The following is a 24,851-nucleotide window of genomic DNA, read 5'->3' as shown; positions in this document are numbered from 1 at the left end:
GGTTTGTAACGTGTGATGCCAGAAGGGGAAAGTATTTGTTTTTCAATCACAAGACGGCATACGAGGGCTGCGCATGTCTCGTGGGCTCGGAGATGTGTATAAGTGACAGGGCAAGCGCTCCGTGTTCGCCCGGCTGGCGGTGGGGGTGTTCCGGCACCGGGGCCGGGTGCTGGTGGGCACGCTCCTGCTCCTGGCCGCGGCGGTGTGGGCGCTGCTCCAGGGCGGGCACCTCACCACCGGGACCATCGAGGGCATCGAATCCGCGCGGGCCGAGGCGCTCGCGCGAGGTGCCGCCGCCGGGTCGAACGACCAGACCCTGGCGGTCATCTTCCACCACGATGCATGGACGACCGATGAGCCGCGCTTCGCCCAGGCGGTGACGTCCGTCCTGTCGCGCGTGGAGCGGCTGCCGGAGGTCGCATCGGTGGTGTCGCCCATTGGCGCCCCCGAGGCCTTTCGCGCCCGCTTCGTGGCGGGGACGGGCCACGACCTGCTGGCGCTGGTGCGGCTCAAGGGCGGCGAGCGCGAGGCCACCGCCGCGTTCCCCACGGTGCGCGCGGCGCTGGACGACTCGCGCCTCCAGACGACGCTCACGGGCAAGGTGGCCTTCGTGGTCGCGCTCAATGAACTGCTAGAGCACGACCTCTTGCGCGCGGAGTTGCTCTCGTTCCCGCTGGCGCTGGTGGTCCTGCTGTGGGTGTTCCGCACGGTGGTGGCGGCCATGCTGCCCCTGGTGGTGGGCGGGCTGGCGGTGCTCTGCGGCGTGGCGGGCGTGCTGCTGCTGTCGCACGTCACGGACATGGCCCAGTACACGCTCAACGTCGTGTCGCTCATCGGGCTGGGCGTGGCCATCGACTACTCGCTCTTCATCGTGAGCCGCTTCCGCGCGGAGCTCGCCCAGGGGCTCGACACGGAGCAGGCGCTGACGCGCACGCTGGACACCGCCGGGCGGGCGGTGGCGTTCTCGGGGCTGGCCGTCACGGTGGGGCTGGGAGGGCTGCTCTTCTTCCGGGGCTCGTACCTGAGCGCCATGGGGCTGGGCGGTGCCCTGGTGGTGGCCTTCGCGGTCCTCTTCGCGCTCACCGTGCTGCCCGCGCTCCTGGCCTGGCTGGGGCCTCGCGTGGACAAGGGACGGCTGCCCTTCGCGCGCACGGCGGGACGCGGCGGCGTCTGGCATGCGCTGGCCACCTGGGTGATGCGGCATCCCTGGTGGGTGCTGCTCCCGACCCTGACGCTCCTGCTGGCCATGGGCCTGCCCTTCCGGCGTCTGCAATTGGCGGCCACGGACATCACCGCGCTGCCCGAAGGCACCGAAGCCCGCCAGGGCGCGGAGACCCTGGCCCGTCTCTTTCCCCGCGAGGCCGCCACCCGGGTGCTGGTGGCGGTGGAGTTCCCCGGAGGCAGTCCCCTCACGCCAGAGCGCGCGGGCGCCCTCCACGACGCCAGCCGGCGCATCGCCGCGATGCCCGGCGTGGTCGGCGTGGAGAGCGCGGTGGACCTGGTCCCCGGCATGGACCGCGCGGCCGTCCAGCGGATGGCCGCCGCGCCTCCCCAATTCCTTCCGCCGGAGCTCCAGGCCGCGCGCGCCGCGTACCTCACCGGCAACGTGGCGGTGATGCAGGTGCTGACGTCCTCGGCGCCCAGCAGCCTGGAGGCGAGGAACCTGGTCCGCGCGCTGCGCGAGGACCGCGCGGTGGGCGACGGCCGGTGGGTGGTGGGAGGGCAGACGGCGACGGACGTGGACGCGGCGGCCTTCGTGAAGCACCACACGCCCGCGGCGGTGGGCTTCGTGATGGGGATGACGTGCATCGTCCTCTTCGTGCTCCTGCGCTCCGTGCTGCTGCCGCTGAAGGCGCTGTTGATGAACCTGCTGTCGCTGGCCGGTTCGTTCGGGGCCCTGGTGTTCATCTTCCAGGAGGGACACCTGCACCGGCTGCTGCGCTTCGAGCCCGGGCCCATCGAACCGTCGCTGCCCATCCTGTTGTTCTGCGCCCTGTTCGGTCTGTCCATGGACTACGAGGTGCTGCTGCTCAGCCGCATCCGCGAGGAGTATCTGCGCACGGGCGACAACACCCACGCGGTCGCGGAAGGACTGGAGCGGACCGGCGGCCTCATCACCAGCGCGGCGGCCATCATGGTGGCGGTGTTCGCGGCCTTCACGCTGGCCTCGGTCGTGGTGGTGAAGGCGATGGGGCTGGGCATGGCCATCGCGGTCGCGCTGGATGCGACGCTGGTCCGGGTGCTCATCGTCCCCGCGATGATGCGCCTGATGGGGGACCTGAACTGGTGGGGGCCCGGCCACTGGAGGCGCTCGCCTCCGCGGGCGCAGGGGACGGAGGTGCGGCCATGAACGCGCGGAACATGGGATGGACGGCGGCGGCGCTGGGCGTGCTCGTGCACGGGCACCGGGAGCTGATGGCCGGCCTGCGACGGCGTCCGGTGCCACCCACGAGGCGCTTCGAGCCGCCTTCGGTGACGGTCATCCGCCCCATCCGGGGCCTGGACGTGGAAGCGCGCGCGAACGTGCGAGCGCTGCTGGACCTGGACTATCCCGGTGAGTGGGAGGTGCTCTTCGTCTTCGACAGCGAGGACGACCCGGCGTTCCTCCCCACCCGCGAAGAGGTGGCCGCGCACCCGACGCGCGCGAAGCGGGTGGAGCTGGTGGTCGCGGGCGAGCCTCCGGAGGGGATGACGGGCAAGCTCAACGCGATGCAGGTGGGCGTGGCCCGCTCCCGGTGCCAGCTGCTGGCCTTCAGTGATTCGGACACGCGGCCCACGCCCGGCGTGCTCACGGCGCTGGTGGGGGCGCTGCTGGAGGATGCCCAGACGGGCGCCACGTTCGCGCCCATCTACGCGGCGGCGGATGCGCCCCTCGCGGGCGACGTGGGCTACGGGCTGCTGGTGAACGCGTGGTACGGCGCGTCCGTCGCATGCACGGCGGAACCGGATGGCGCGCTGCCCTTCATCATGGGGCAGCTGATGGTCTTCCGCCGCGAGGCGCTGACGGCCATCGGGGGCGTGGGCTGCGCCGCCGGGCAGCTCGTGGATGACATGTACCTGGGGCGCCAGCTGCACACCGCCGGGTGGAAGAACCGCGTCATCCACGCGCCCCTGCGCGTCGTCACGGGGCACCTGGAGCTGGGCGCCTTCCTGCGCATCTTCCGGCGGTGGCTCCTCTTCTCGGAGACGGGCCTCCCCGGGACCTTCGCGCGGCCCCTCTGGGTGCGCGGCGCGGTGAGCTGGCTGTCGTGGGGGGCCCTGACGGCGGCGGTGGCGCGAAGGGCGTGGGGGGGCGCGGTCCTGGCGGCGCTGCCCATCGGCTTCTCCGCGTGGAGCCAGCTGCGGCTCCAGCGGGCCTGTCACGGGCCGGCCGTCGCGCCCCGGCACTACTGGGTGCCGGCGGTGCTTCCGTTGCTGGGGGCCGGCGTCGCGCTGTCCGGGCGGCTGTCGCGCCAGGTGGACTGGCGCGGCCGGGGCTACCGGTTGGATGCGAAGGCGCGCCTGGGGGAGGCCCAGCCGGCCCGGGCCAGCGTGTAGACGGGACGGCGGACGCGACGATGCAGCCAGCTCCTCATCTGTTCCACCGCGCTCGCCACGGTGCCGCGCAAGGGCGGACCGGCCGAGCGCAACAGCGGCGCGGCGGACCGGAGGCTCCCTCCGGGGCCGCGGGGCGAGAGCATCGCGGCGAAGGCATGCGCCACGACGCGCAGGTACTCGCGGGCCATCACCCGCATGCGGGGCTCCTCCGACGACAGCAGGGCCATGGAGGCGCGCGCGCCGCGAGGGCTGTGCTCCCAGTAGTGCAACAGCCCCATGCGCAGCGCCCGCATGCCCTCATCCTGCCCGGCGAAGGCGCTGTAGAGCGCGGAGGCGAGCGCGACGCGGGTGCGCTGCGCCGGCCGCCGCGCGTGCGCGTAGTGCTCCAGCGCGCGGGCGATGTGGCCCGGATGGCGGTGCAGCGACTCCTGGAGGGCGCGGGCGTCGTGGAAGCAGGACGCCATGCCGCTCGCCGTGAGCGGGTGGCAGCACGCGGAGGCATCGCCCACGAGCACGGCGCTGCCCATCCAGACGGTCTCCGCCAGCCAGTCGTCGTTGGAGGCCATGCGCAGCGCGGGCCGCTCTTCCAGCGCCCGCCAGACGGCCTCCCTCAGACGCGAGGGCAGGGCGAGCAGCAACTCCGGCCGGTCCCGCAGCGTCTGGACGGTGCTGCCCAGGGGCAGGTCCACCATCACGCGCGCCACGCCGGGCTGGATGGCGTAGGCCAGCGCGTGCACGGCGCCCCCCACGAACTGGTGGCCGTGGTCCGGATGCGTGAGGCAGTCGCTGTCCACGGTGACGCCCAGCATGGTGGACAGGCGCTTGTGGTGCTCGGCGATGCCCAGCATCCGCCGCACGGGCGACGCGCGTCCGTCCGCGGCCACGAGCACCCGGGCGCGCACGGTGTGCTCGGTGCCCCCGTGGGTGTAGCGCAGGCGCACGCCCTGCTCGCAGTTGTGCTCCACGGCCGTCACGCGGGCCCGGGTGCGCACGGTGACGCCGCGCCTGCGCGACACCGACTCAAAGAGCGGCAGGGTGAGGGCTGCGTGTTCCAACGACAGCCCGGTGACACCGCGACCGTAGGGCAGGACGAGGGTGCGGGCAGGGGCATGGAAGCGCACCGCGAAGCCGCGCACGGGCTGCGCCGTCCAGCCCTCCACGACGTTCCCGAAGCCCAGCGCGCGCAGGTCCCTCACCCCGGCGGGATGGAGCAGTTCGCCCGCGAGCTGCTTGTGCCGGTCCACGCCCGCGTCCAGCAGCAACACGGACAGCCCCAGCTCCGCGAGCGCCGCCGCCACCGCGCAGCCCGCGGGCCCACCTCCGGCTATCACCACCTCGGTGTCCTCCACGTGGCCCCCGTTTGGGTTCCCAGACACCATGTCTGGCATTGAGTACTTAGCCATTGAAGCGCGGTATCGCACGCAGAGGAGGCAGGCATGAAGGTAGAGGGAGCGTCGTTCTGTCGCACGCAGCTGCCCCGGGTTTCCCGGACGTTCGCGCTCAACATCCCGCTGCTGCCGGAGCCCCTGGACCTGGCGGTGACGGTGGCCTACCTGCTGTGCCGCATCGCGGACACGCTGGAGGACGAGGCCTCCGGGGCGCACCCGGGGGCACTGCTCGACGAACTGGGAGCCCTGGCGTCGCTGGAGCCGGGCTGGGAGGCCCGTGCCCGCTCCTTCGCGCGAAGGGCGCGGCTCGCCCTGCGGGACGAAGCGCCCGCCGCGGAGGCCGAGCTGGTGTTGGAGACGCCGAGGGTGCTCGAAACCCTGGCCTCGCTTCCCTCCTGGGTCCACCCGCCCATCGCGCGGTGCGTGCGCACGATGACCGGTGGGATGAACCAGATGCAACGCATGCACGGGGGAAGCGGGCAGGTCATGGGGCTGCCCGACCTCCAGGCGACGTTCATGTATTGCTATTACGTGGCCGGCGTCGTGGGGGAGATGCTGACCGGGCTCTTCATCGCCAGCTCACCCCGGGTTGCCTGGCGCCATGAAAGGCTCACGCCGCGGGCGCCTGCCTTTGGCCGGGCCCTGCAGCTCACCAACATCCTCAAGGACGTGCGTGAAGACCTGGACCGGGGAAGCTGCTGGCTGCCCAGGGACCGCATGGCCGCGCATGGCCTCACGCCCGCCACGCTGACCCTGCCCGGTCTCCGCTCGCGAGCGGTGGCGCTGATGGACGAACTGGTGGCGGTGGCACGCCGGGAGCTGGAGGTCGCGCTCGAATACTCCCTGGCCCTTCCTCCCGAGGAGCCCGGCCTGCGGCTGTTCTGCCTCTACCCGCTCTTCTTCGCGGTCGCGACGCTCGACGTGCTGGAGGGCAACCCCGCCGTGTTCGAACCCGAGCCCGTGAAGATCCACCGGGACACGGTGGCGATGCTGATGCGGCTCGCGCAGGAGCGGGTGGGTTCGGATGAAGCGCTGCGGGCGCTCCACGCGAACGGCTCACGCGCATCCGGGGGCGGCATGGAGGCCAGGCCCTGATGCGGCGGGCCCGCGACGTGCTGGCCCGGACGCAGGAGGCGGATGGCTCCTGGAAGGGCGACTACAGCGGCCCGCTCTTCCTGGGAGCCGTGTACGTGGCCGGGCTGTATGTGATGGGGCGCTCGCCGGATGCACCCGTCCGGGACGGGATGGTCGCGTACCTGCGCGCGCGTCAGAACGCGGATGGGGGCTGGGGGCTGGACGTGGAGTCGCCCAGCCTCGTCTTCACGTCGGTGCTCAACTACGTCGCGCAGCGGCTGATGGGCGTTGGCGCGGACGACCCGGACCTCATGCGCGCGCGGGCGTGGTTCCTTCCCCGGGGCGGGCCACTGGGCAGCGCGTCCTGGGGGAAGTTCGTCCTCGCCCTGCTGGGGCTCTACGACTACGAGGGCCTGGCGCCCGTGCCTCCAGAGCTCTGGCTGCTGCCACGAGCGCTGCCCTTCCACCCATCGCGGCTCTGGTGTCACTGCCGCATGGTGTACCTGCCCATGGGCTGGCTCTACGGCCGCCGGGCCCGCGCGAAGGAGACACCTCTGCTGGCCGAGCTTCGGCGCGAGCTGTATCCCCAGCCCTACGCGGACGTGGACTGGAAGGCGGCGCGCGGGCGGGTAGCCGGGACTGACGCCTACAGCCCCCACGGTCTGGGATTGCGCGCCGTGCACCGCCTGCTGGGCCTGTATGAGCGGCTCCACCCGAAGCGGCTGCGGGCTCGCGCGCTGGACGAATCCCTGGCGCTGATTCAAGGCGAGGACGAAGCGACGCACTTCGTCTGCATCGGGCCCATCAACAAGGTGCTCGACATGGTGGTGTGGCACGTGGCGCGGCCGGAGGGGCCGGAGGTGCGCGCCCACCTGGAGCGCCTGACGGACTACCTCCAGCACACCCCGGAGGGCGTCACGTTCAACGGCTACAACTCCTCCCAGCTCTGGGACACCGCCTTCGCGGTGCAGGCGCTGGTGGCCTCTGGCGAGACGGCCGGGGCGCGGGACACGCTGGAGCGCGCGGGCCGCTTCCTGGAGGCACAGCAGGTGCTGGAGGACTCGCCAGACGCCGCGCGCCACCACCGCCATCCCAGCCGGGGAGGGTGGCCCTTCAGCACGCGGGCGCACGGCTGGCCCATCAGTGATTGCACGGCGGAGGCGCTGAAGGCGTGCCTGTTGTTGCAGCCGCTCGGGTTCAACCGGGTGCCGGAGGCGCGCCTGGAGGGGGCCGTGGCGTTCCTCCTGTCCTTGCAGAACCGCGACGGGGGCTGGGCCACCTACGAGCGGCAGCGGGGGCCTCGCTGGCTGGAGCGGTTCAACCCGTCGGACGTGTTCGCCGGCATCATGGTGGACCCCAGCTACGTGGAGTGCACGTCGGCCTGCGTGCAGGCGCTGGCCGCGTGGCGGAAGGCGCGGCCGGAGGCCCCCGTGGACCGGGCCATCGCGCGGGGCGCGCGCTTCCTTCGCCGCCAGCAGCGCCCGGACGGAGGCTGGGAGGGGGCCTGGGGCGTGTGCTTCAGCTATGGCACGTGGTTCGGTGTGACGGGCCTGGTGGCCGCCGGTGCAGGGGCCGGAGACCCCGCGCTGCGCAGGGCCGTCACGTTCCTCAAGGCCCGCCAGCGCGCGGACGGCTCCTGGAGTGAAACCATCCAGGGCTGCCGCGAGCGCCGCTGGGTGGAGGGGCGGTCGGGCCATGCGGTGACGACGTCCTGGGCCGTGATGTCCCTGGTGGCCGCGGGTGAAGCAGGAGCGGAGGCCACGCGCCGGGGCGTGGCGTGGCTCCAGGCGACACAGGACGCGCAGGGCCAGTGGCCCCCAGAGCCCCTGGCCGGGGTGTTCAGCCGCACCTGCGCCATCCACTACGACGCCTACCTGCGCGTCTTCCCGCTGTGGGCGCTGGCGCTCGCGGAAGCGCCAGCGTCCGGAAGGCTCAGGGAGCGCGAAGGCTCTGCGACCCCAGGTAGTCCATCTTGCCCAGGTTGACGCCGTTGTGACGCAGGAGCGCGTACGCGTGGGTGACGTGGAAGTAGAAGTTCGGGAGCGCGTTCTCCAGGAAGTAGTCGGCGCCGTTCATCACCTGACCCTCCCACCGGGGATGGGTGACGACGCGTCCGGCCGCGCCCTCGAAGTCCTTCCCCGTGAACGTGTCCAGGTACGCGAGGGTGGACTGGACGCGAGCGCTGAGCTCCTCCAGCGTCTGCTCCGTGTCCGGGTGGGACGGCGCGGGCTTGCCGCTCAAGCGCGAGGCCGCCAGCTTCACGGCGTCACAGCCGATCTGCACCTGCCGCACGAACGGGAGCTGGTCCGGGGCCAGCCGGAAGCCCAGGTAGAGGTTCGGGTCGAAGGACTTCGCCTTGGCGTGGGCCGCGGCCGTCTCCAACCACTTGCCCAACTGCCCGAGCTGCTTCTTCATCTGGGAAAAGGTCTCGAAGTACATGGGCGCGCAAGCTAACGGGATGGCGATGGCCGCGCGAGCCAATCTCAGGGGCGTCCGGCCCCCTCAAGCCGGACGCCCCGCGTCACGCGTGGCGTCAGAAGGTGATGGTCAGGTCATGCAGGACGGCCGAGCACCCCGTCTTCGTGCCCGCCTCGTTGCCCGAGGTGTCACCCACGCAGGTGATGTTCTGCACGATGCGCGTGTTCGAGGCGAGCTGCGGGAAACCCCAGGCGTCCAGCGAGTGCCCGGTGTCCGTATACGTCCAGGTGAACTCGGCGCCCATCCAGTAGTCCGAGACGGGCACCGGAGACGGCGAGACGCTCACGATGGGCGTCGCGGTGGTGGCGATGTGGTACCACTGGCCCCCGAAGACATGGGTGTCTCGTCCGCCCGTCTCGTCGCCCCAGATGAACATGCCGATCCACAGCTCGTTGGTGTTGCGCACCTCGAGCTCGAAGTTGAGGGCCATCCGCGGCCCGTGACCGGCGAAGTCCGCGTCGCCGCCCGTCTTGGGCGGGACATAGAAGGACAGCGGGAAGTCGTTGATGGTGAGGGTGGACAGGCCCTGCTCCGTGGTGGCCACGGACGACTCCGCCGGGACCTCCGGCGAATCGAGGGTTTCCGGGCCGCCGCAGGCTCCCAGCAACAGCGCGGCCGCCGGCACGGCGTAGGACACGAAACGATTCAACATGGGTGACTCCTGGACGCGGGTGGAAGACGCGTCCAGGAGTACCGGGCTTCAATGACAGTCGAAACGCCCCTGACGCCAATGGCTCCCAGCCCGTGGCGAGCTGGCCCATGGCGGGGGTGAGCTGTCCATCAGGCCTTGAACGTCATCAGTGGCTTCAGCCGGGCCACCTCCCGGATGATATCCGCGTCCACCTGCGAGGCGATGACCGGGCCAATGGGCTTGTATGCGGCGGGGGCCTCCTCGATGCGGCGCTCGGCCCGCAGCGCGATGCAGTCCACCCCGGTGAGGCCCAGGTCCTCCTCGCGGTGCTTCGCGCCCCCGCGCGACATGGAGAAGCGCGAGTGCGCCCGCCCCGCCCCATGCGACGCCGACGCCAGCGCCTTCGCGTTGCCCAGCCCCCGCATCAGGTAGGACGCCGCGCCCATGGAGCCGGGGATGATGACCGGCTGGTCCGCCTCCGCCGGGCAGGCCCCCTTGCGCGCCAGCCAGCCGCCTTCCCAGGGCAGGGTGATGTTGTGCGGCACGTCGTAGACGAGCGGCGCCTCCACGTCCCCGAACAGCTCCCGCAGCGTCTGCCGCACCAATTCCGCGAGCAGCAGCCGGTTGAGGAAGGCGTAGTTGGCCGCCGTGGCCTCGGCCTTCAGGTACTCGCGCACCTTCAGCGGATCCGCGAGCGGGAAGATGCCGCTCGCCGGGTGCGGGGCTCCCGTGGGCCACGCGGCCCGCGCCCGCTCCTGCCAGGTGCGCCCCACGTGCTTGCCCATGTCCCGCGAACCGGAGTGCACCATGAACGCGAGCTGCCCCTCGCGCACGCCCCAGGCCCACGCCCGCGCGCGGTCCACCACGGCCTCCACGCGCTGCACCTCGACGAAGTGGTTGCCGCCGCCAATGGTGGCCAGCCCGGGGTCGCGCACCACGCCCTCCCGCCGCAGCCCGGTGGGCGCCCACGCCGGGTCCCCCTCCAGCGCACCGCCCAGGTAGACGCGAGAGGACTCGCGGTCCAGCTGGCCCAGGTCCATCCGGGCGGACATGCCCAGCGGCTGCTCCTGCGTCTCCACGAGCCAGCCGGGCAGGCCGTCGCGCAAGAGCGCCTCCAGCGCGCGCGAGCCCTGGGCGACGTCGCGCGTGCCGAAGAAGCAGTGCCCCTTCATCCGCTCGACGAAGGCGTCGCGGCGGGCGAGGAAGGCGTCCACGGGGATGTCCGCGACATGCAGGCGCATGCCGCAGTTGATGTCCGTGCCCACGGCGCCGGGCACCACCAGGCCCTCCGTGTGGACCACCGACCCGATGGCCACCCCGGAGTCTCCGGGATGGAAGTCCGGCGTCGCGCGCACCTGCTTCACGCGGCCTCCGGCGGGATGGTGGAGCGCGGCGAGCGCCGCGAGCTGTTGGAGCGCCTTGCCCTCCACGGGCAGGTCCGGGGGAAGCAGGACCTCCGCGGGGGGCGCATGGGGATCCGCCTGGAGGCGGACCGTGTAGACACGACCGTCGTAAGCAACATCCAGCCCCTCGCGCGCGAGTGCGCGCAGGAGCCGGTTCAATTTCGGCTGCATGACCTTCTCGGAATCTGACCCGGGCGGAAGTTCAACCCGGGGGACGTGAGCGATGGATTCGAGACCTCGGGTCAGCAGCCGCGGCCGGGACGCCGGAGCGTCCGCGCTCCTGGAGACGCCCCGGCCCGCGCAACCTGACAAAGCCAGGGGCGGGCCGGGGCGGCGCCACGAAAGGGACCGCGCCTTACGAATACATCGCCGCCTTGTTTCCCTCGGCGAGGAAGTAGGCGCTGTTCACGAGCGCCAGGTGGCTGAACGCCTGTGGGAAGTTGCCAATCATCCTGCGTTGGCCGGGCAGGTACTCCTCGGCGAGCAGGCCCACGTCGTTGCAGAGCCCCACCAGCTTCTCGAAGAGCTTCCGCGCGTCCTCGGTCCGTCCCAGCATGTGGTAGGTGTTCGCGAGCCAGAAGGAGCACGCGAGGAAGGCGCCCTCCTCACCGGAGAGTCCGTCCACGCTCGCCTCCGTCCGGTAGCGCAGCACCAGCCCGTCCGGCATCAACTCCTCCTCGATGGCTTTCACCGTCCCGGCGATGCGGGGGTCCTCCGGCGGGAGGAACCCGCTGAGCGGGATGAAGAGCAGGCTCGCGTCCACGCCCTTCGAGCCGTAGTACTGCGTGAACGTCCCCCGCTTTGCGTCGTAGCCCTTGCTGCACACCTCGTCGTGGATGGTCTGCCGCAGCTTCACCCACGGCGCCTTGTCCTCCTTCAGGCCGTACTTCTCGATGGCGCGCACCCAGCAATCGATGACGATCCACGCCGACACCTTGGAGGCGGTGAACGAGTGCGTCGGGCCGCGCATCTCCCAGATGCCGTGGTCCGGCTCGGTCCAGACCTCCGACACGCGGGTCGCGAGGCTGTGGAGCGCCTTCTGTCCACGCTCCGTCAGCTTGCCCGCCTGCTCCGCATGGATGTAGAGGACCGCGGCGAACTCGCCGAGCACGTCGAGCTGGAACTGTGAGTAGGCCCCGTTGCCGATTCGCACGGGACGGGCCCCTTCGTAGCCTTTCAGCCAGTCCAGCGTGACCTCGGTGAGGCGGCGCTCGCCCCGGATGCCGTACATGATCTGGAGCTGGTCCGGAGCGCCGCCCACCGCGTGCTCCAGCCAGTGGCCGAATGCATCCGCTTCGTCCAGCAGCTTGGCGCGCATGAGCGCGTTCAGCGTGAGGACCGAGTCGCGGATCCAGCAGAACCGGTAGTCCCAGTTGCGCTCACCGCCCGGGGTCTCCGGGAGGCCGAACGTGGGCGCGGCGACCAGCGCTCCCGACGGTTGGAAGCTGCACGCCTTGAGGGTGAGCAGGGAGCGGGCGACCACGTCGTCGTAGTGGGGGGGCAGGTGCAGCCGCGAGGCCCAGTCCTCCCAATACGTCTGCGTCTCACTCAGGGCGGCCTCCGGGTCGAGCGCCGCGGGGACGTCATCGTAGGGCCGGGCCCAGGAGAGCACGAAGGGGACCCGCTGGCCGGCCTGCACCGTGAACTCCGACTCGAAGGGAGGCGGCTCCTTGCCGGTGCCGCCTCGGAAGTACACCGCATCCGGACCGGCGATGGCGGTGGCGGCTCCGTCCTTCCTGCTGACGAGCGGGACGGTGTAGCCGTTGGCGAACCGGGGGCGCAGCTCGGAGCGCATCGCCACCGTGCCACGGACGCCCTCCACCCACCGCACCACGTGCGGGGTTCCCTTCCGGATGGGCATGAAGTCCACGACGCGCACCGTGCCCTCGTCCGTCACGAACTCCGTCTCCAGGATGAGCGTCTTTCCACGGTAGCGGCGCCGCACCTCGCGCACGGGCGCCTTCGGCGCGAGCTTCCACCGGCCGTTGTCGGGCGTGCCCAGCAGGGACGTGAAGCACGCGTCCGAGTCGAAATCCGGGAGGCAGAGAAAGTCGATGGAGCCGTCCTTGGCAACGAGCGCGGCCGTGTACAGGTCGCCGAGGAGCGCGTGGTCCTCGATGAGCAAGCCCGGTTCCTTCCGGGTACTGCTTCCCCATCCGGTCCTGGGGGCTTCGCTCGTCCGCGCGCTCTCTGTCGAAATCATGGATTGCCTCTGGGTCTGGGGTGGGGTCCAGGAAAAGGTAGGTCCCGGTACCCCGGATGCAATCGCGCGGGGAGGGCAGCAGGCGGGGGCCATCCGGGTCGTGCGTCGGACCTGACAGACTGACGAAAAGGCCGCCCGTTCGGCGATGAGAACCGCGATGCTCGGGGACATGCGGAAGCAGCAGCGGAACGGAGCGGTGTCATGACGGTGGCAGTCCTACGGGCCCAGGCCCCGGAGTTCGATGTGGCATCCGTCCTGGACCGCTACCCGGACTGCCACCCGGATGCCGTCTGGCTTCAGGGGGAGCAGCAGCAGCGCCAGGGCAGGCACTCGACGTCTGGCTTCAACCTCACGCTGGTGGAGGACGGGGAGGGCACGCTGCACGGGCCCGTCGCCGCGGCCCGCCGGCAGCTGGAGGTGCTGGCCCCCCTGCTCACGGAGCTGCGCAACCTGGCCGTCCCCTGTGTCGTGGACTTCGGGCTGTTCGTCGGCAGCGCCCTGCACTTCACCAGCTCCATCCACTTCCCACCCGACGACGTCCGGTGGTTCGCGGACCAGGGCATCGCGCTGGCCGTCTCCGCCTATCCGACCGCCGACGAGGGGGCGGAGGACGGCGCGGGAGACCTCCAATGAGCGCCAGGCCCGCTCCCTCGTGGGACCCGGAGGCCGCGCCGACCTTCTGGATCAACCATGCGTCCCGCCTGCTGATGCGCCAATTCGAGCAGCGTTTGCGGCCGCTCGACTTCGGCATGGCCTACATGCCGGTGGTGATCGCGCTTGAGGAGCAAGGGCCGCTCCTGCAGAAGCAGCTCGCGGAGTACGCCCGCGTCGAGCAGCCCACCATGGCCGCGCTCCTCACGCGGATGGAGCGCGACGGGCTCATCCAGCGGGAGCCGCACCCGGACGACAAGCGCGCAAGCCAGATATCGCTGTCAGCGAAGGCCCGGGAGCGCCTGCCGCGGGCGAAGGAGCAACTGACGGAGGTCGCGGAGCAGGCGACCGCGGGCCTCAGCGAACGCGAGCGCGCCACGTTCATGGCGCTCCTGCACCGCGTGGTGGCCAACCTGGAGCCCGCGTCCGGAGATTGAGCTGTCATTTCCTTGGAACCCGAGGCGGGCCTGCAAACGTCAGATCGACCCTGTAGGGTGCGCCCCTTCCCGCCGGAGGATTCCCTTCCGGCCTGGCTCAAGGTCGAGGCCTCTTGAACCGATTCCCTTTCCTGATGCGCGCGCTGCGCACCGGCACGTTCTGTCTGCTGGGCGCCAGCTCGCTGCTGACCGCCTGTGATTCCAACGATGATCCGCCCGTGGAGCCGCCCCCGCCCCCGGTGGACACCTCTCCGCGCACGCTGACGCTGCTGCAGACGAGCGACCTGCACACCAACATCTTCCCGTGGGACTACTTCACCGGGAAGCCGGACGCGAAGCGCGGCCTCTCCCGGGTGGCCACGCTCGTCAAGCAGGAGCGGGCGAAGAACCCGGACTGCACGCTGCTCGTCGACACCGGTGACACCATCCAGGGCTCGCCGCTCGGCACCTACTACGCCCTGGTGGACAACGCGCCCAAGCACCCCATGGCCACCGCCATGAACGAGCTGGGCTACGCCGCCATGGCCCTGGGCAACCATGAGTTCAACTACGGCATGGACGTCCTCAACAAGTTCAAGGCCGAGGCGAACTTCCCCGTCCTCGGCGCCAACGTGCGCAAGGTCGCGGACGGCTCCGAGGTCTTCACCCCGTATGTGCTGACCACGGTGTGCGGCGTGAAGGTCGGCATCCTCGGCCTGGTGACGCCGGGCGTGGCGACGTGGGAGCGCAAGGACAACATCGCCGGGCTGCGCTTCGATGACCCGCTGGAGACCGCGAAGGCCTACGTGCCGAAGATGAAGCAGGCCGGCGCGGACGTGGTGGTGGTGGCCATCCACAGCGGCCCGGACAAGCAGCCCACCGGCAGCGCCACCAGCCCCGAGTCGTGGCTCGCGGACTACGCGGACGCCACGAAGTGGACCGACCGCGGCAACCTCCCCGGTGAGAACGAGGCCGTGCAGATTGCCCAGCAGGTGGCGGACGTGGACGTGCTCCTCACCGGCCACACCCACCAGCCCATCCCCAAGATGCTGCTGAAGAACCAGGACGGCGGCGAGGTCCTCCTCACGCAGCCCAACCGCTGGGGCAGCCACCTGGCCCACGTGCAGCTCAACGTCACCTGGAAGGACGGACACTGGGGCGTGGACACGCACGACTCGCAGCTCCACGCGGTGGACGAGACGGTGGCGGAGGACGCGACCGTCAAGGGGCTCACCCAGAGCTACCACGACACCACCGTGGCCTACGTGAACCAGAAGATTGGCAGCACCACCGCGGCCTTCACGGGCGGCTTCGCGGGACGCTACGTGGACAGCGCCCTGGCGGACCTGCTCAACACCGTGCAGGAGGAGGCTTCCGAAGAGGCCGGCTTCCCGGTGGACCTGTCCGCGACCGCGCTGTTCAGCAACGACGTCGCGCTGCCCAAGGGGGACGTCACCCTGCGTGACGCCTACAGCGTCTACATCTACGACAACACGCTCTACGTGATGGAGATCAACGGCTCCATCCTCCGGCGCGCGCTGGAGATGAACACGCTGTACTTCAAGCAGCTGGACGCGGCGAACCTGCCCGCGAAGCCCGCGGACGCGAAGGCCACCACGCCCGTCGTCGCGGACTACAACTGGGACCTCTACTCGCGCATCGACTACGGCTACGACCTCACGAAGCCCGCGGGCTCCCGGCTCACGCACCTGCGCTTCCAGGGGCAGGACGTGCGGGACGACCAGGTCTTCCGCATCGCCGTGAACAACTACCGCGGCGGTGGCGGCGGCGGGTACAGCATGTTCAAGGAGGGCCGCCTGCTGTGGTCCTCCGCGGACGGCGTCCGTGACTACGTCGCGCGCTACATGCAGGAGCACCAGAACCTGTCCCCGGACGTGGTGAACACCTGCAACTTCACGCTCGCGCCGGACCTCTATACGCCGTACTTCGGGGCCACGCTCGGCCCCGCGAAGTGCGCGCCCGTGCAGTGACGTAGGGGCGCCAGGGACGCCCGGTGGACAGCGCTCCTCCCCGGAGGGCCCGTCCCACCGGGCCTCCCGCGTCCGTACCTTTCCGCGGATGGCCGACCCACGCGCGGAAGAGACGTTCCAGAAGAGCATCCAGACGGTGACGCCCACCGGCGCACCGCCCCGGACGGAGACGGACAGCCTGGGCTCCCGCCAGATTCCGGCGGAGGCCTACTGGGGCATCAACGTCTGCCGGGCGCTGGACAACTTCGCCATCAGCGGGCGCCCCATCTCCGTGTATCCCGACCTGCTCTACGGCTACGCCTGTGTGAAGCAGGCCGCCGCGCGCGCGAACGCGGAGGTGGGGGTGCTGGATGCGGCGCGGGCCGCGCTCATCGACCGGGTCTGCGAGGAGATCAAGGCCGGCAGGCTGCACGACCAGTTCATCGTGGACGTCATGCAGGGCGGCGCCGGCACCTCCACGAACATGAACTTCAACGAGGTCATCGCCAACCGGGGCCTGGAGCTGGCCGGCCACGCCCGGGGCCACTACGCGCACCTGGACCCGAACGACCACGTCAACCGGAGCCAGAGCACCAACGACACCTACCCGACGGCGCTCAAGGTCGGGTTGATCCTGTCCATCGAGCGGCTGCTCATGGAGCTCCTGGCCCTGGAGCAGGCGTTCCGCGACAAGGGGCAGGAGTTCGCGGGCATCGTGAAGATTGGGCGCACGCAGCTGCAGGACGCCGTGCCAATGACGCTCCAGCAGGAGTTCGAAGGCTTCGCCGTCACGCTGGCCGAGGAGCACGCGAGCCTGACGGGCGTCGCCCGCCGCCTGGGGGAGATCAACCTGGGGGCGACGGCGATTGGCACCGGCATCGCGGCGGACCCGCGCTTCGCGGAAGCCGCCCGCAGGCACCTGGCGGACATCACCGGACGCCCCATCGTCACCGCGCCCGACCTGATTGAAGCGACCACCGACGTGGGCATCTTCATGGAGGTGTCCGGCACCCTCAAGCGCAGCGCGATGAAGCTCTCGAAGATCTGCAACGACCTGCGGCTGCTCGGCTCCGGCCCCCAGGCGGGCTTCAACGAACTCACCCTCCCGCCCCGGCAGGCGGGCTCCAGCATCATGCCGGGCAAGGTGAACCCGGTCATCCCGGAGGTCGTGAACGAGGTGGCGTTCGTCATCGCCGGGGGAGACGTGACGCTGACCATGGCGGCGGAGGCGGGACAGCTCCAGCTCAACGCCTTCGGGCCGGTCATGGCCCACGTCCTCTTCGAGAACCTCAAGTACATGACCGCCGCCATGGCGACGCTGCGCGTGAACTGCGTGAGGGGCATCACCGCCAACAAGGAGCGGCTCGCGCGCCAGGTGGACTCCTTCGTGGGCGTCATCACCGCCCTCATGCCGCACATCGGCTACGCCCCGGCGACGCGGCTGGCGCGGGAGGCCCTGGCCACGAACGCCAGCATCGCGGACCTGGTGGTGGAGGCAGGGCTGCTGACGCGCGAGCAGCTGGACGAGCTGCTCTCCGCGGAGCGGTTGACGCGGGGCCAGGCGATGGCGGCCCCGGACGAGGAGCGCACGCACTAGGCGGCCTTCCCGCCCCCAGCGCGAGTCCGCATGTTCATCCGCCGCCTGCGCAAGGTCCTTCGCGAGCCCTACTGGCTGCTGCTGGGTGGCTCGGTCGTCGTCGGGGGGATGCTGGGGATCGCGCTCGCCCGCGTGCAGACGGACAGCGCACCGGCCTTGTTCGGGCATGCCTGGCGCGGGGACGTGGATGACACCCGGAGCGCCCTGGGGGCGCTGCTCGGGTTGCAGATCACCGTCCTCACCATCGCCCTGTCCCTGAACGCGCCGGTCATCCAGTCCGCCGCGAACCAATACTCGCCCCGGCTGGTCCCCATCTACCTGAGGAGCGCGCCGCTCCGCCGCGCCGTTCCCTTCTTCGCCCTCTCCACCAGCTTCATCCTCACGGCGGTCCGGGAGCTGGGCGTCATCGAGGACACCGGCGTCAGGCCCCGGCCCGTCCTGTCGGGGGCCATCGTCCTGCTGCTCGTGGCGCTCTGCCTGCTCATCGTCTTCCTGGCCCGCACCTTCCGCTTCCTGCGGGTGGAGCGCGTCCTCGGGCTCGTCCAGCACCTCATCGTGTCCGCGACGGAGCGCCGCATCCAGGCCCGGCTGAAGCACCTCCCGCTGGACCCGGCGGCGACGCTGCGGCTGCCGGCGGACGCCACCTCGCTGCTGGCCGCCGCGTCGGGCTACCTCGCGGAGGTCGACCTCCAGGACCTCACGCGGCTCGCGCGCAAGTGGGGTGTGCGGGTCCGCGTCTGCATCGCCGTGGGCGAGTACATCGACCAGGAGGAGGTCGCCGGCTGGGTGGTGGCGGACGCAGGGGGACCCGTGGGCGCCCACGTGCTCCACGGCCTCGCCTCCACGTTGAGCATCACCCCGGCGCGCGAGCCGGACTGCGACCCGTCCTTCGGGCTCCGCATCCTCGCCGACGTCGCGAACCGGGCCCTGTCCTCGTCCTCGAACGACGCGTACACGGCCCGGCAGGCGCTCCAGCAGATCCGCTCGGTGATGCGCCGGCTGGCGGGCCTGCCCCAGGGAGACTGGAACGTCGTCGACCCCGATGGCAGCGCCCGCGTCTCGCTCGTGGCCCTGCGGCTGCGCGACTACCTCTTCCTCGCCGTGGATGGCCCCCTGCATTACGCGGGGGGCGACCCGGAGGTGCTCGAGGAGGTGCTCCAGATCGCCCTCACCGTGGGGCTGGTCGCGCGCGACGCGCAGGACCGCGCCGCGGCGCACGCGCTCCTCGCCCGGGTGCTGGCGGAGGTCCAGGGCTCTCCGGAGCGGGACCGCTTCCACCGCCTGCTCACCCAGGCGGAGCGCGTCCGGGCCTCCTTCCAGGGTGAGCGCCGCACGCGCGTGGAGCGGGGGCGCGCGGACTGGCTGCCGGACTGAAGCGGCGTCAGTTGCGGGTCTGGCGTGGGGCCTTGAAGCCCATGAGGAAGTCGATGAGCAGGCGGGTGCCGTAGCCCGTGGCTCCCTTGCTGCGCCACGCGTTGTCGCGCTCGGCCCGCGCCGTCCCCGCCATGTCGATGTGCGCCCAGGGCAGCCCGTCCACGAACTCCTCCAGGAAGAGGGCCGCGGTGATGGCCCCGGCGTTGTCGCCGCCCACGTTCTTCATGTCCGCGACCTCCGACTCCAGCTCCGGGCGCAGGCGCCGGTCCAGCGGCAGCTGCCACACGGTGTCGCCGGTCCGCTCCCCCGCGCCCTTCACCTGCTCGACGAGGGACTGGTCGTTGCCGATGACCCCCGCGCTCAGCACCCCGAGCGCGCGCTGGCACGCCCCGGTGAGCGTGGCGATGTCCACGATGGCGTCAGGCCGGGGCGTCTGCTCGGTGGCGAGGACGAGCCCGTCCGACATCACCAGGCGGCCCTCCGCGTCGGTGTTGATGACCTCCACGGTCTTGCCGCCGCGGACCGTGAGCACGTCCCCCAGCTTCATGGCGGTGCCCGAGGGCATGTTGTCGGTGCACATCAGATAAGCCGTCACCTCCGCCTTGCAGCCCAGGGACTTCAGCGCGGTCATCGCCGCGAGGATGGCGCCCGCGCCGGACATGTCGCCCTTCATGGTGGCGTGGACCAGGTCGTTGGGCTTCAGGCCCAGGCCGCCCGAGTCGAACATGATGCCCTTGCCCACCAGCGCGACACGGCCCACCCCCGTGACGGGGCCCTGCCGGCCCTCCCCGGGCGTGTATGTCAGCTTGATCATCCGGGGCGGCTCCGTGCTGCCCGCGTTGACGCCCAGCAGGCCTCCGCAGCCCAGCCCGGCCAGGGCCTCTCCGTCGAAGACCTCGACCTTCAGTCCGCAGCGCTCGGCCAGGGACTCGGCGACCTTCGCCATGCGCGCGGCGGTCAGCAGGGTGGCGGGGGCATTGGCGAGGTCTCGCGCGAACGCCGTGGCGCGGGAGTGGACGCCTCCGCGCGCCATCCCCTGTTCCACCCTGGCGGCGTTCCCCGCATCCGCCACGAGCGTCAGGGCCCCGAGCGGCGGCTCCTGCTCCGAGTTCCGCTTGTAGGGCCGGTAGCGGTAGCGCGCGAGCAGGACGCCTTCGGTCAGGGCCTGCGCGGCGACGTCCAGCGGGACGGTCCCCGTGTCCGGCAGCCTGAGCGCGAGGTGCGTCTGGTTGCCCGCGCTCCGCGCGAACGCGGCGGCGGCATCCCGGAGCTTGCTGGCGTCCAGCTGCGCAAGCGGGCCCACGCCGATGGCCACGAGCGGCGGACCCTCCACGCGGGGGATGACCAGCGTCTGACCGGCCTTGCCCTCGAAGCCCGACGCCTTCAGGAGCGCGGGGTCGAAGCTGGCGTCCTTCACCCCTGCGTCGGAGCCCACGAACGCGCCGATGCAGCCGGCCTCGGCGGGGAGGGAGGACGACACAGCGAGCTTCGTCTCCTCCGGGGGCTCAATGGAGGGAGCGGGATGGAACTCGGCCTGCGCGCGCGAATGAAACGAAGTCAACATGGAAGCCTCCTGATGGAGGAACTGGGCATGGACTCAGGAGGGTGCAACATCCACCAGGCCACTCGCCCCTGCCTCCGGGAGCGGTTTGCCGGCGGATGGAGGGTGTGGATGTTGTTCCGCCACGCCATCCCATGAGGGGGGAAGTCCATGCGCACACTGCCGTCGAAGCGGATGTCATTGCTCACTGAACGCGAAGCCCAGCTCGTCCTGTCCAGCGCTCCACGCAACCTGGCCGAACTCACGCCACGGGAGCTGCGCGGGCGCATCCTGCGGGCGCGCCGCCTGATGGAGAAGTACCAGGACGCGGCGCAGCGGCAGCGCAGGGAGGCGCTTCGCAAGGAGCAGCCCTCCCGTTCCCGCCGTGCGGAAGGCAACCGCAACACCCTCCAGAAGGCCGAGTACTTCGCGCTCACCCTGGAGCGCTTCGAGAAGCGGCTCGCCCTGCTCGAGCGCAAGGCGCAGGTCCGGACCCGCGCCGCGAGCAGTCCCACCTCACGGCGTGCGACCCGCGCGGCCACGGGGGGACGCAAGCCCGCACGACGGACGCGCGCCGCCGGACGCACCGCGAAGGCCTCCGTCGCCAGCCCGCGGGCCTCCCGCCAAAAGCAGGGAGGCGCCGTGAAGCAGGAGCGCTTTGCCTCCCTCAAGCGTCAGGCCCATGCTTCCGGCCGGGGCCGCCGGACCCAGGCACAGCGCGACGCGCGGCGGTGAGCCCTGGTGGCGGTGGAACGCCTCCCGCACGGCGAGGCGTTCCACTGCCTCCCGTGCCTACCCGAGCCCCCAGGGCAACCCCAGCACCTGCCAGGCCACCAGCAAGGCAATCCACACGGCGAAGACCACGATGACATACGGCAGCATCAAGGCCACCACCGTCCCCACGCCCGCGTCCTTCTGGTACTTCTGGGCGAAGGTGACAATCAGGGCGAAGTAGGCGTTCAGCGGTGAGATGGCATTGAACGGGCCGTCGCCCACGCGGTAGGCGGCGAGCACCGCCTCCGGGTCCACGTTCAGCCGCATCAGCAGCGGCACGAACACGGGCGCGAAGATGGCCCACTTCGGGATGGCGCCCGTCATGATGAGGTCGAGCACGGCGACGACCAGGACGAACCCGATGAGCAGCGGCAGCGCCCCCAGGCCCGCGTGCTCCAGCGCATCACCCACCTTCACGGCCGCGAGCGTCGCCATGTTCGTGTAGGTGAAGAGGGCGATGAACTGGCTGATGATGAAGAGCAGGAAGATGAGGCCGCCCAGCCCCGCGACGGCCTTCTCCATGGCCTTGATGACGTCCACGCTGTTCTTCAGCGTCTTGGCGCCGATGCCATAGGCGGCTCCCGTCACCAGGAACAGGATGGTGATGGCTACGATGAGGCCGTTCATGAAGGGCGAGTCCCCCACGAGCGCGCCCGTCTCCGGGTTGCGCAGCGGAGCGCCCGGGGGCAGCGCCAGCAAGCCGAAGAACACCAGGACGCCGACGAGTCCCCAGAACGCGAACTTCAGCCCCCGCGACTCCTCCGGGGACAGCTTCGCGCCCGTCGTGGCCGGCTTCTCTCCCGTGTAGGGGCCCAGCCGGGGTTCGATGAGCTTGTCGCTGATGAGCGACACGATGATGGTCAGCATGACCACCGAGGCGACGGAGAACCAGAAGTTCGCCGTCAGGTCGATGGAGCGGTCCGGCGCCATGATGTGGATGGCGTCGTTGGTGATCTCCGTCAGGATGCCGTCCAGCGGTTTGATCAGGATGTTCACGGTGAAGACCGCGGCGACACCGGCGAAGGACGCCGCCAGCCCCGCCAGGGGATGCCTGCCCACGGTGAGGTAGGCCGCCGCCGCCAGGGGAATCAGCACCAGGTAGCCCGCGTCCGCCGCGATGCTCGACAGGATGCCCACGAACACCAGGATGTACGTGAGGGCCCGGGCGGGAGCGACGGCCACCAGCTTGCGGATGAGCGCGCCCACCAGGCCCGCCGCGTCCGCCACGCCGACGCCGAGCATGGCGACGATGATGACGCCCACCGCGTTGAAGTCCATGAAGTGCTGGACGACGCCCGCGAACATGAAGCGCAGGCCCTCGCCCGTCAGCAGGCTCTTCGCGGCGCTGGTCGTCTGCTCGACCTGGTGGGTCTCCGGGTTGATGGTCTCGTAGGTGACGCTGGCGCCCACCAGGTAGAAGACATGGGAGAGCACCATCACGATGCCAATCAGCGCGACGAAGATGATCGCGGGGTGGGGCACCTTGTTGCCCACCCGCTCGATGGTGTCGAGCACCCGCTCCATGCCCTTCTTCTTCGGCGGCGCGCTCCGTTTCTTCTTCGTCTCGCCTGGGACGTCGATGTCGTCGAAATGAGCCGCTTTGGCCATGGGAGTGCTGCTCCTTTCCAATCCCTTAGAGCTCCAGCTCCGCCCCCAGCGAGAGCGAGGTGTCCGTCTGGACTTTTCCCGCCGCGGGTCTGCTGTCGTGTTGCAGTTCGAAGAACGTGGTGAGCGCGAAGCGTTCCGTCAGGTCCACGGACAGCTTCGAGGTGGAGTCCAGGAGCACGCGGGTTTCGCCAAAGACATCCGGAAGCAGGATGGCGTCCTCGCGCAGGTGCACCCGCTCGTTGATGTCGTAGCGGAACGTCAGGCCCACCGCGGGCGACCACAGGGTCACGTCCGGCAGGCTCTCGCGCGTGGGGACGTACTGGAACCGGCGGTCCCGGGCGACGCTCCCGCCCAGATAGGCGCGCAGGAGCAGCTCGTTCGACTCCTCCTTGCGCTCCAGGACGGTGAAGCCCGCGCCCAGCTCCGCCTCGGTGCGCAGCTCCAGGCTCGCGGGATGGTCGGTCTCCGCGCCCAGGAAGGCGTAGGCGCTGAGCAGCCGCGTGAAGCGGTAATCACCGCGTGCCCATCCGCCCAGGTTCTTGGCGGTGACCTCCCGCTCCCCCTCGTCCTCGGCGGCCGCGTTGCCATAGGCGCCATCCGCCTCCAGGGTGAGCGCCCACACCGGTGAGTCGTACTCCGCCAGGGCATCGCCCGTGAGGGTGAAGGCGCGGCTGTTGCCGGTGAAGAAGGACGCACCCAGCCCGAACGAACCCGTCCAGGGCCCCTCGTCCTCGTCCTCGTCCTCGCAGTCTGCTTCGGCTTCCACGGAAGCCGGAGAGGGAGCGTCCGCCGCGTCGTCAGGAGGCGTGGGCGTCTGGGCCAGCGCGGCGAAGAGGATGAGGAGTGGACTCATGCGTGCCTTGGGGAAGGAGGGACCCGCCTGGCGGCCCCGGTGTCTCTCGGAGGCCTCCTCGGGTTCCTCGCAACCTTCGACACGCGCTCCGCGTACTGCAATGACAAGGCGGCACACCGAGGGCTGGCACCCTCGTGCCGACCGTCAGAACGTGATGATGTCTTTGTTTCTACACATCCCGGCTCAGGGCCGCACGACGTCCTGGATGAACCGGCTCAGCGCCTCCGCCATCTTCTGGTGCGTGGCGGCGGACGGATGCCAGTCCTCGCCCACGCCGTCAGCGAAGGGGTTCTGCATGGCCATCACATGGCGGTGGATGCGGGCATCACCCTGGCTCTGACGCTCCGCCACCAGCGCGGAGATCCAGTCGCCAACGTGCGCGGACGTCACCACGCCCTGCTGTTCCCTCCGCTTGAAGCCGTCCGTCATGCTGCCCAGCGTGCAGATGATGTGCGCGCGGGGATGCAGCGTGCGGAGCCGTTCAAGGAAGGTCCGGTACGCCGCCTTGAAGGCCGCTTCGTCCGGGAGGAACGCGGCGGTGCCCGCGCCCGCGAACGTGTCATTGGTGCCGGCGTTGAGGACAATCACATCCGGCGGGCCGCTCGAGAAATCCCACGCGGCGGGATGGTCGGGAACGGCCTGCTCGTAGAGGGCGGGGATCAACCCGGACGTGGACAGGTCCAGGTTGCGGTACACGCCGTGGCCTGAATAGCAGACGAACACGGCCTCCGCGCCCAGGTGCCGCGCCGTGAGCCAGCCATAGGCGCGTCTGGGATTCTGATGCTTCGACGTGAAGGTGGGCACCTTGGAGGAGGACGACTCCGGCATGAAGGTGACGCCGGTGCCATAGCCGCAGGTGATGGAGTCTCCGATGAACTCCATCCGGAGTCCCGTGCGCGGGGGCGGCTCCCGAAGCTCGCCATGGACCTCCAGCGCCACGAGCGTGCTGGCGCCCACGAGCGACTCGGTGCGCTTGAAGAGCTCCACCGTGTGCAGGCCCACGGGAAGGCCGCTGGCGAGGGGGTAGGTCCCCTGGCCGGGATGCACCGCGAGCTGCGTGGGAGGTGCTCCGTCCAGCGAGACATCGAAGTGGTTGGTCCCCACATCGCCACCCAGGCCCGCGTCGTCCAGCCGCATCCGCACGGCGTCTCCCCAGAAGCTCGCGCGAACCGTCACGCCAGGATGGGAGAAGACGACCCCGGTGCCGGCGCGATACGTGCGGCCCACGTACTGAAGCCGCGCATCGGAGGCGGGGATGCTCACCCAGGGCATGGAAGGACCTTCCGGTGTGGGGGAGGGGGCCCGGCACGCGGCCAGCGACAGGCCAATGCCAAGGCAGATGGCAGTGATGGGA

General features: G+C 70.6%; 19 protein-coding genes. 10 read left to right on the top strand and 9 right to left on the bottom strand.

From position 1 onward, the window contains the following. The first annotated feature begins 121 nt into the window (after positions 1-121). Positions 122-2,350 (top strand): MMPL family transporter, encoded by a 2,229-nt coding sequence (locus tag D7W81_RS05975; protein WP_120554349.1) that lies wholly within the window; start codon positions 122-124, stop codon positions 2,348-2,350. Continuing rightward, a complete protein-coding gene (locus D7W81_RS05970; protein WP_147445354.1) occupies positions 2,347-3,537 on the top strand; it encodes a glycosyltransferase family 2 protein in 1,191 nt (396 codons plus the stop codon). The genes D7W81_RS05975 and D7W81_RS05970 overlap by 4 nt, the downstream gene beginning before the upstream one ends. Here D7W81_RS05970 and D7W81_RS05965 read toward each other — a convergent pair. After that, the gene (locus D7W81_RS05965) at positions 3,477-4,871 is read right to left on the bottom strand and encodes an FAD-dependent oxidoreductase (RefSeq protein ID WP_158621460.1); all 1,395 of its coding nucleotides are present in this window, start codon (positions 4,869-4,871) and stop codon (positions 3,477-3,479) included. The two genes, D7W81_RS05970 and D7W81_RS05965, sit on opposite strands and share 61 nt — an antisense overlap. A 102-nt stretch (positions 4,872-4,973) precedes the next feature. Between D7W81_RS05965 and D7W81_RS05960 the strand changes: the two genes are divergently transcribed. Both D7W81_RS05960 and D7W81_RS05955 read left to right on the top strand, forming a co-directional pair. Next, a complete protein-coding gene (locus D7W81_RS05960; protein ID WP_120554346.1) occupies positions 4,974-6,020 on the top strand; it encodes a phytoene/squalene synthase family protein in 1,047 nt (348 codons plus the stop codon). Further along, positions 6,020-7,984 (top strand): 2,3-oxidosqualene cyclase, encoded by a 1,965-nt coding sequence (locus D7W81_RS05955; RefSeq protein ID WP_120554345.1) that lies wholly within the window; start codon positions 6,020-6,022, stop codon positions 7,982-7,984. Before D7W81_RS05960 ends, D7W81_RS05955 begins: the two co-directional genes overlap by 1 nt. On the opposite strand, the gene D7W81_RS05950 is transcribed toward D7W81_RS05955, so the two are convergent. The 4 genes from D7W81_RS05950 to D7W81_RS05935 all read right to left on the bottom strand — a co-directional run bounded on the left by D7W81_RS05950 (position 7,932) and on the right by D7W81_RS05935 (position 12,636). Beyond that, on the bottom strand, positions 7,932-8,414 hold the full coding sequence (locus tag D7W81_RS05950) for a DUF1993 domain-containing protein (protein ID WP_244226997.1): 483 nt from the start codon (positions 8,412-8,414) through the stop codon (positions 7,932-7,934). The genes D7W81_RS05955 and D7W81_RS05950 overlap by 53 nt on opposite strands. 118 nt (positions 8,415-8,532) lie before the next feature. Beyond that, the gene (locus D7W81_RS05945; protein WP_120554343.1) at positions 8,533-9,129 is read right to left on the bottom strand and encodes a hypothetical protein; all 597 of its coding nucleotides are present in this window, start codon (positions 9,127-9,129) and stop codon (positions 8,533-8,535) included. 128 nt (positions 9,130-9,257) lie between these two features. Continuing rightward, a complete protein-coding gene (locus tag D7W81_RS05940) occupies positions 9,258-10,682 on the bottom strand; it encodes an RtcB family protein (protein ID WP_120554342.1) in 1,425 nt (474 codons plus the stop codon). A gap of 184 nt (positions 10,683-10,866) precedes the next feature. After that, on the bottom strand, positions 10,867-12,636 hold the full coding sequence (locus D7W81_RS05935) for a glycoside hydrolase family 15 protein (RefSeq protein ID WP_244226995.1): 1,770 nt from the start codon (positions 12,634-12,636) through the stop codon (positions 10,867-10,869). Between the two features lie 279 nt (positions 12,637-12,915). On the opposite strand from D7W81_RS05935, the gene D7W81_RS05930 reads away from it, so the two are divergent. From D7W81_RS05930 to D7W81_RS05910, 5 genes are all read left to right on the top strand, one after another. Then, on the top strand, positions 12,916-13,347 hold the full coding sequence (locus D7W81_RS05930) for a hypothetical protein (RefSeq protein ID WP_120554340.1): 432 nt from the start codon (positions 12,916-12,918) through the stop codon (positions 13,345-13,347). Continuing rightward, positions 13,344-13,802: a MarR family winged helix-turn-helix transcriptional regulator gene (locus D7W81_RS05925; RefSeq protein WP_120554339.1), complete on the top strand. Its 459-nt coding sequence runs from the start codon at positions 13,344-13,346 to the stop codon at positions 13,800-13,802. The genes D7W81_RS05930 and D7W81_RS05925 overlap by 4 nt, the downstream gene beginning before the upstream one ends. A 134-nt stretch (positions 13,803-13,936) precedes the next feature. Further along, positions 13,937-15,772: a bifunctional metallophosphatase/5'-nucleotidase gene (locus tag D7W81_RS05920; protein ID WP_120554338.1), complete on the top strand. Its 1,836-nt coding sequence runs from the start codon at positions 13,937-13,939 to the stop codon at positions 15,770-15,772. A gap of 88 nt (positions 15,773-15,860) precedes the next feature. Beyond that, positions 15,861-17,348, top strand: a complete 1,488-nt coding sequence (locus D7W81_RS05915) for an aspartate ammonia-lyase (protein WP_120554337.1) — start codon at positions 15,861-15,863, stop codon at positions 17,346-17,348. A gap of 30 nt (positions 17,349-17,378) precedes the next feature. Beyond that, positions 17,379-18,722: a DUF2254 family protein gene (locus D7W81_RS05910; protein ID WP_120554336.1), complete on the top strand. Its 1,344-nt coding sequence runs from the start codon at positions 17,379-17,381 to the stop codon at positions 18,720-18,722. Positions 18,723-18,729: 7 nt separating this feature from the next. Here D7W81_RS05910 and D7W81_RS05905 read toward each other — a convergent pair whose 3' ends face one another. Further along, positions 18,730-20,286: a leucyl aminopeptidase gene (locus tag D7W81_RS05905; protein ID WP_120554335.1), complete on the bottom strand. Its 1,557-nt coding sequence runs from the start codon at positions 20,284-20,286 to the stop codon at positions 18,730-18,732. 147 nt (positions 20,287-20,433) lie between these two features. Between D7W81_RS05905 and D7W81_RS05900 the strand changes: the two genes are divergently transcribed. Next, on the top strand, positions 20,434-20,997 hold the full coding sequence (locus D7W81_RS05900; RefSeq protein WP_120554334.1) for a hypothetical protein: 564 nt from the start codon (positions 20,434-20,436) through the stop codon (positions 20,995-20,997). A 57-nt stretch (positions 20,998-21,054) separates the two neighbouring features. On the opposite strand, the gene D7W81_RS05895 is transcribed toward D7W81_RS05900, so the two are convergent. The 3 genes from D7W81_RS05895 to D7W81_RS05885 form a co-directional block, all read right to left on the bottom strand. Beyond that, complete coding sequence (locus D7W81_RS05895) at positions 21,055-22,644, bottom strand: AbgT family transporter (RefSeq protein ID WP_120554333.1); 1,590 nt, start codon at positions 22,642-22,644, stop codon at positions 21,055-21,057. 25 nt (positions 22,645-22,669) lie between these two features. Further along, positions 22,670-23,497, bottom strand: coding sequence for a DUF481 domain-containing protein (locus D7W81_RS05890; RefSeq protein ID WP_120554332.1), 828 nt, complete (start codon positions 23,495-23,497; stop codon positions 22,670-22,672). Positions 23,498-23,680: 183 nt separating this feature from the next. Next, on the bottom strand, positions 23,681-24,769 hold the full coding sequence (locus D7W81_RS05885) for an SGNH/GDSL hydrolase family protein (RefSeq protein ID WP_208721185.1): 1,089 nt from the start codon (positions 24,767-24,769) through the stop codon (positions 23,681-23,683). Positions 24,770-24,851 lie beyond the last annotated feature (82 nt).

The sequence above is a fragment of the Corallococcus aberystwythensis genome, from assembly GCF_003612165.1.
In the GTDB taxonomy this organism is placed as follows: domain Bacteria; phylum Myxococcota; class Myxococcia; order Myxococcales; family Myxococcaceae; genus Corallococcus; species Corallococcus aberystwythensis.
Note: the sequence above shows the minus strand (reverse complement) of the source record. Positions and strands in the feature narration are given on the sequence as shown.

What these genes read in the sequence shown, in the direction of transcription:
- D7W81_RS05970 (WP_147445354.1), top strand. Translation starts at nt 2,347, where the DNA reads ATGAACGCGCGGAACATGGGATGGACGGCGGCGGCGCTGGGCGTGCTC.
- D7W81_RS05960 (WP_120554346.1), top strand. Translation starts at nt 4,974, where the DNA reads ATGAAGGTAGAGGGAGCGTCGTTCTGTCGCACGCAGCTGCCCCGGGTT.
- D7W81_RS05955 (WP_120554345.1), top strand. Translation starts at nt 6,020, where the DNA reads ATGCGGCGGGCCCGCGACGTGCTGGCCCGGACGCAGGAGGCGGATGGC.
- D7W81_RS05950 (WP_244226997.1), bottom strand. Translation starts at nt 8,414, where the DNA reads ATGAAGAAGCAGCTCGGGCAGTTGGGCAAGTGGTTGGAGACGGCCGCG.
- D7W81_RS05945 (WP_120554343.1), bottom strand. Translation starts at nt 9,129, where the DNA reads ATGTTGAATCGTTTCGTGTCCTACGCCGTGCCGGCGGCCGCGCTGTTG.
- D7W81_RS05940 (WP_120554342.1), bottom strand. Translation starts at nt 10,682, where the DNA reads ATGCAGCCGAAATTGAACCGGCTCCTGCGCGCACTCGCGCGCGAGGGG.
- D7W81_RS05930 (WP_120554340.1), top strand. Translation starts at nt 12,916, where the DNA reads ATGACGGTGGCAGTCCTACGGGCCCAGGCCCCGGAGTTCGATGTGGCA.
- D7W81_RS05925 (WP_120554339.1), top strand. Translation starts at nt 13,344, where the DNA reads ATGAGCGCCAGGCCCGCTCCCTCGTGGGACCCGGAGGCCGCGCCGACC.
- D7W81_RS05920 (WP_120554338.1), top strand. Translation starts at nt 13,937, where the DNA reads ATGCGCGCGCTGCGCACCGGCACGTTCTGTCTGCTGGGCGCCAGCTCG.
- D7W81_RS05915 (WP_120554337.1), top strand. Translation starts at nt 15,861, where the DNA reads ATGGCCGACCCACGCGCGGAAGAGACGTTCCAGAAGAGCATCCAGACG.
- D7W81_RS05910 (WP_120554336.1), top strand. Translation starts at nt 17,379, where the DNA reads ATGTTCATCCGCCGCCTGCGCAAGGTCCTTCGCGAGCCCTACTGGCTG.
- D7W81_RS05905 (WP_120554335.1), bottom strand. Translation starts at nt 20,286, where the DNA reads ATGTTGACTTCGTTTCATTCGCGCGCGCAGGCCGAGTTCCATCCCGCT.
- D7W81_RS05900 (WP_120554334.1), top strand. Translation starts at nt 20,434, where the DNA reads ATGCGCACACTGCCGTCGAAGCGGATGTCATTGCTCACTGAACGCGAA.
- D7W81_RS05895 (WP_120554333.1), bottom strand. Translation starts at nt 22,644, where the DNA reads ATGGCCAAAGCGGCTCATTTCGACGACATCGACGTCCCAGGCGAGACG.
- D7W81_RS05890 (WP_120554332.1), bottom strand. Translation starts at nt 23,497, where the DNA reads ATGAGTCCACTCCTCATCCTCTTCGCCGCGCTGGCCCAGACGCCCACG.
- D7W81_RS05885 (WP_208721185.1), bottom strand. Translation starts at nt 24,769, where the DNA reads ATGCCCTGGGTGAGCATCCCCGCCTCCGATGCGCGGCTTCAGTACGTG.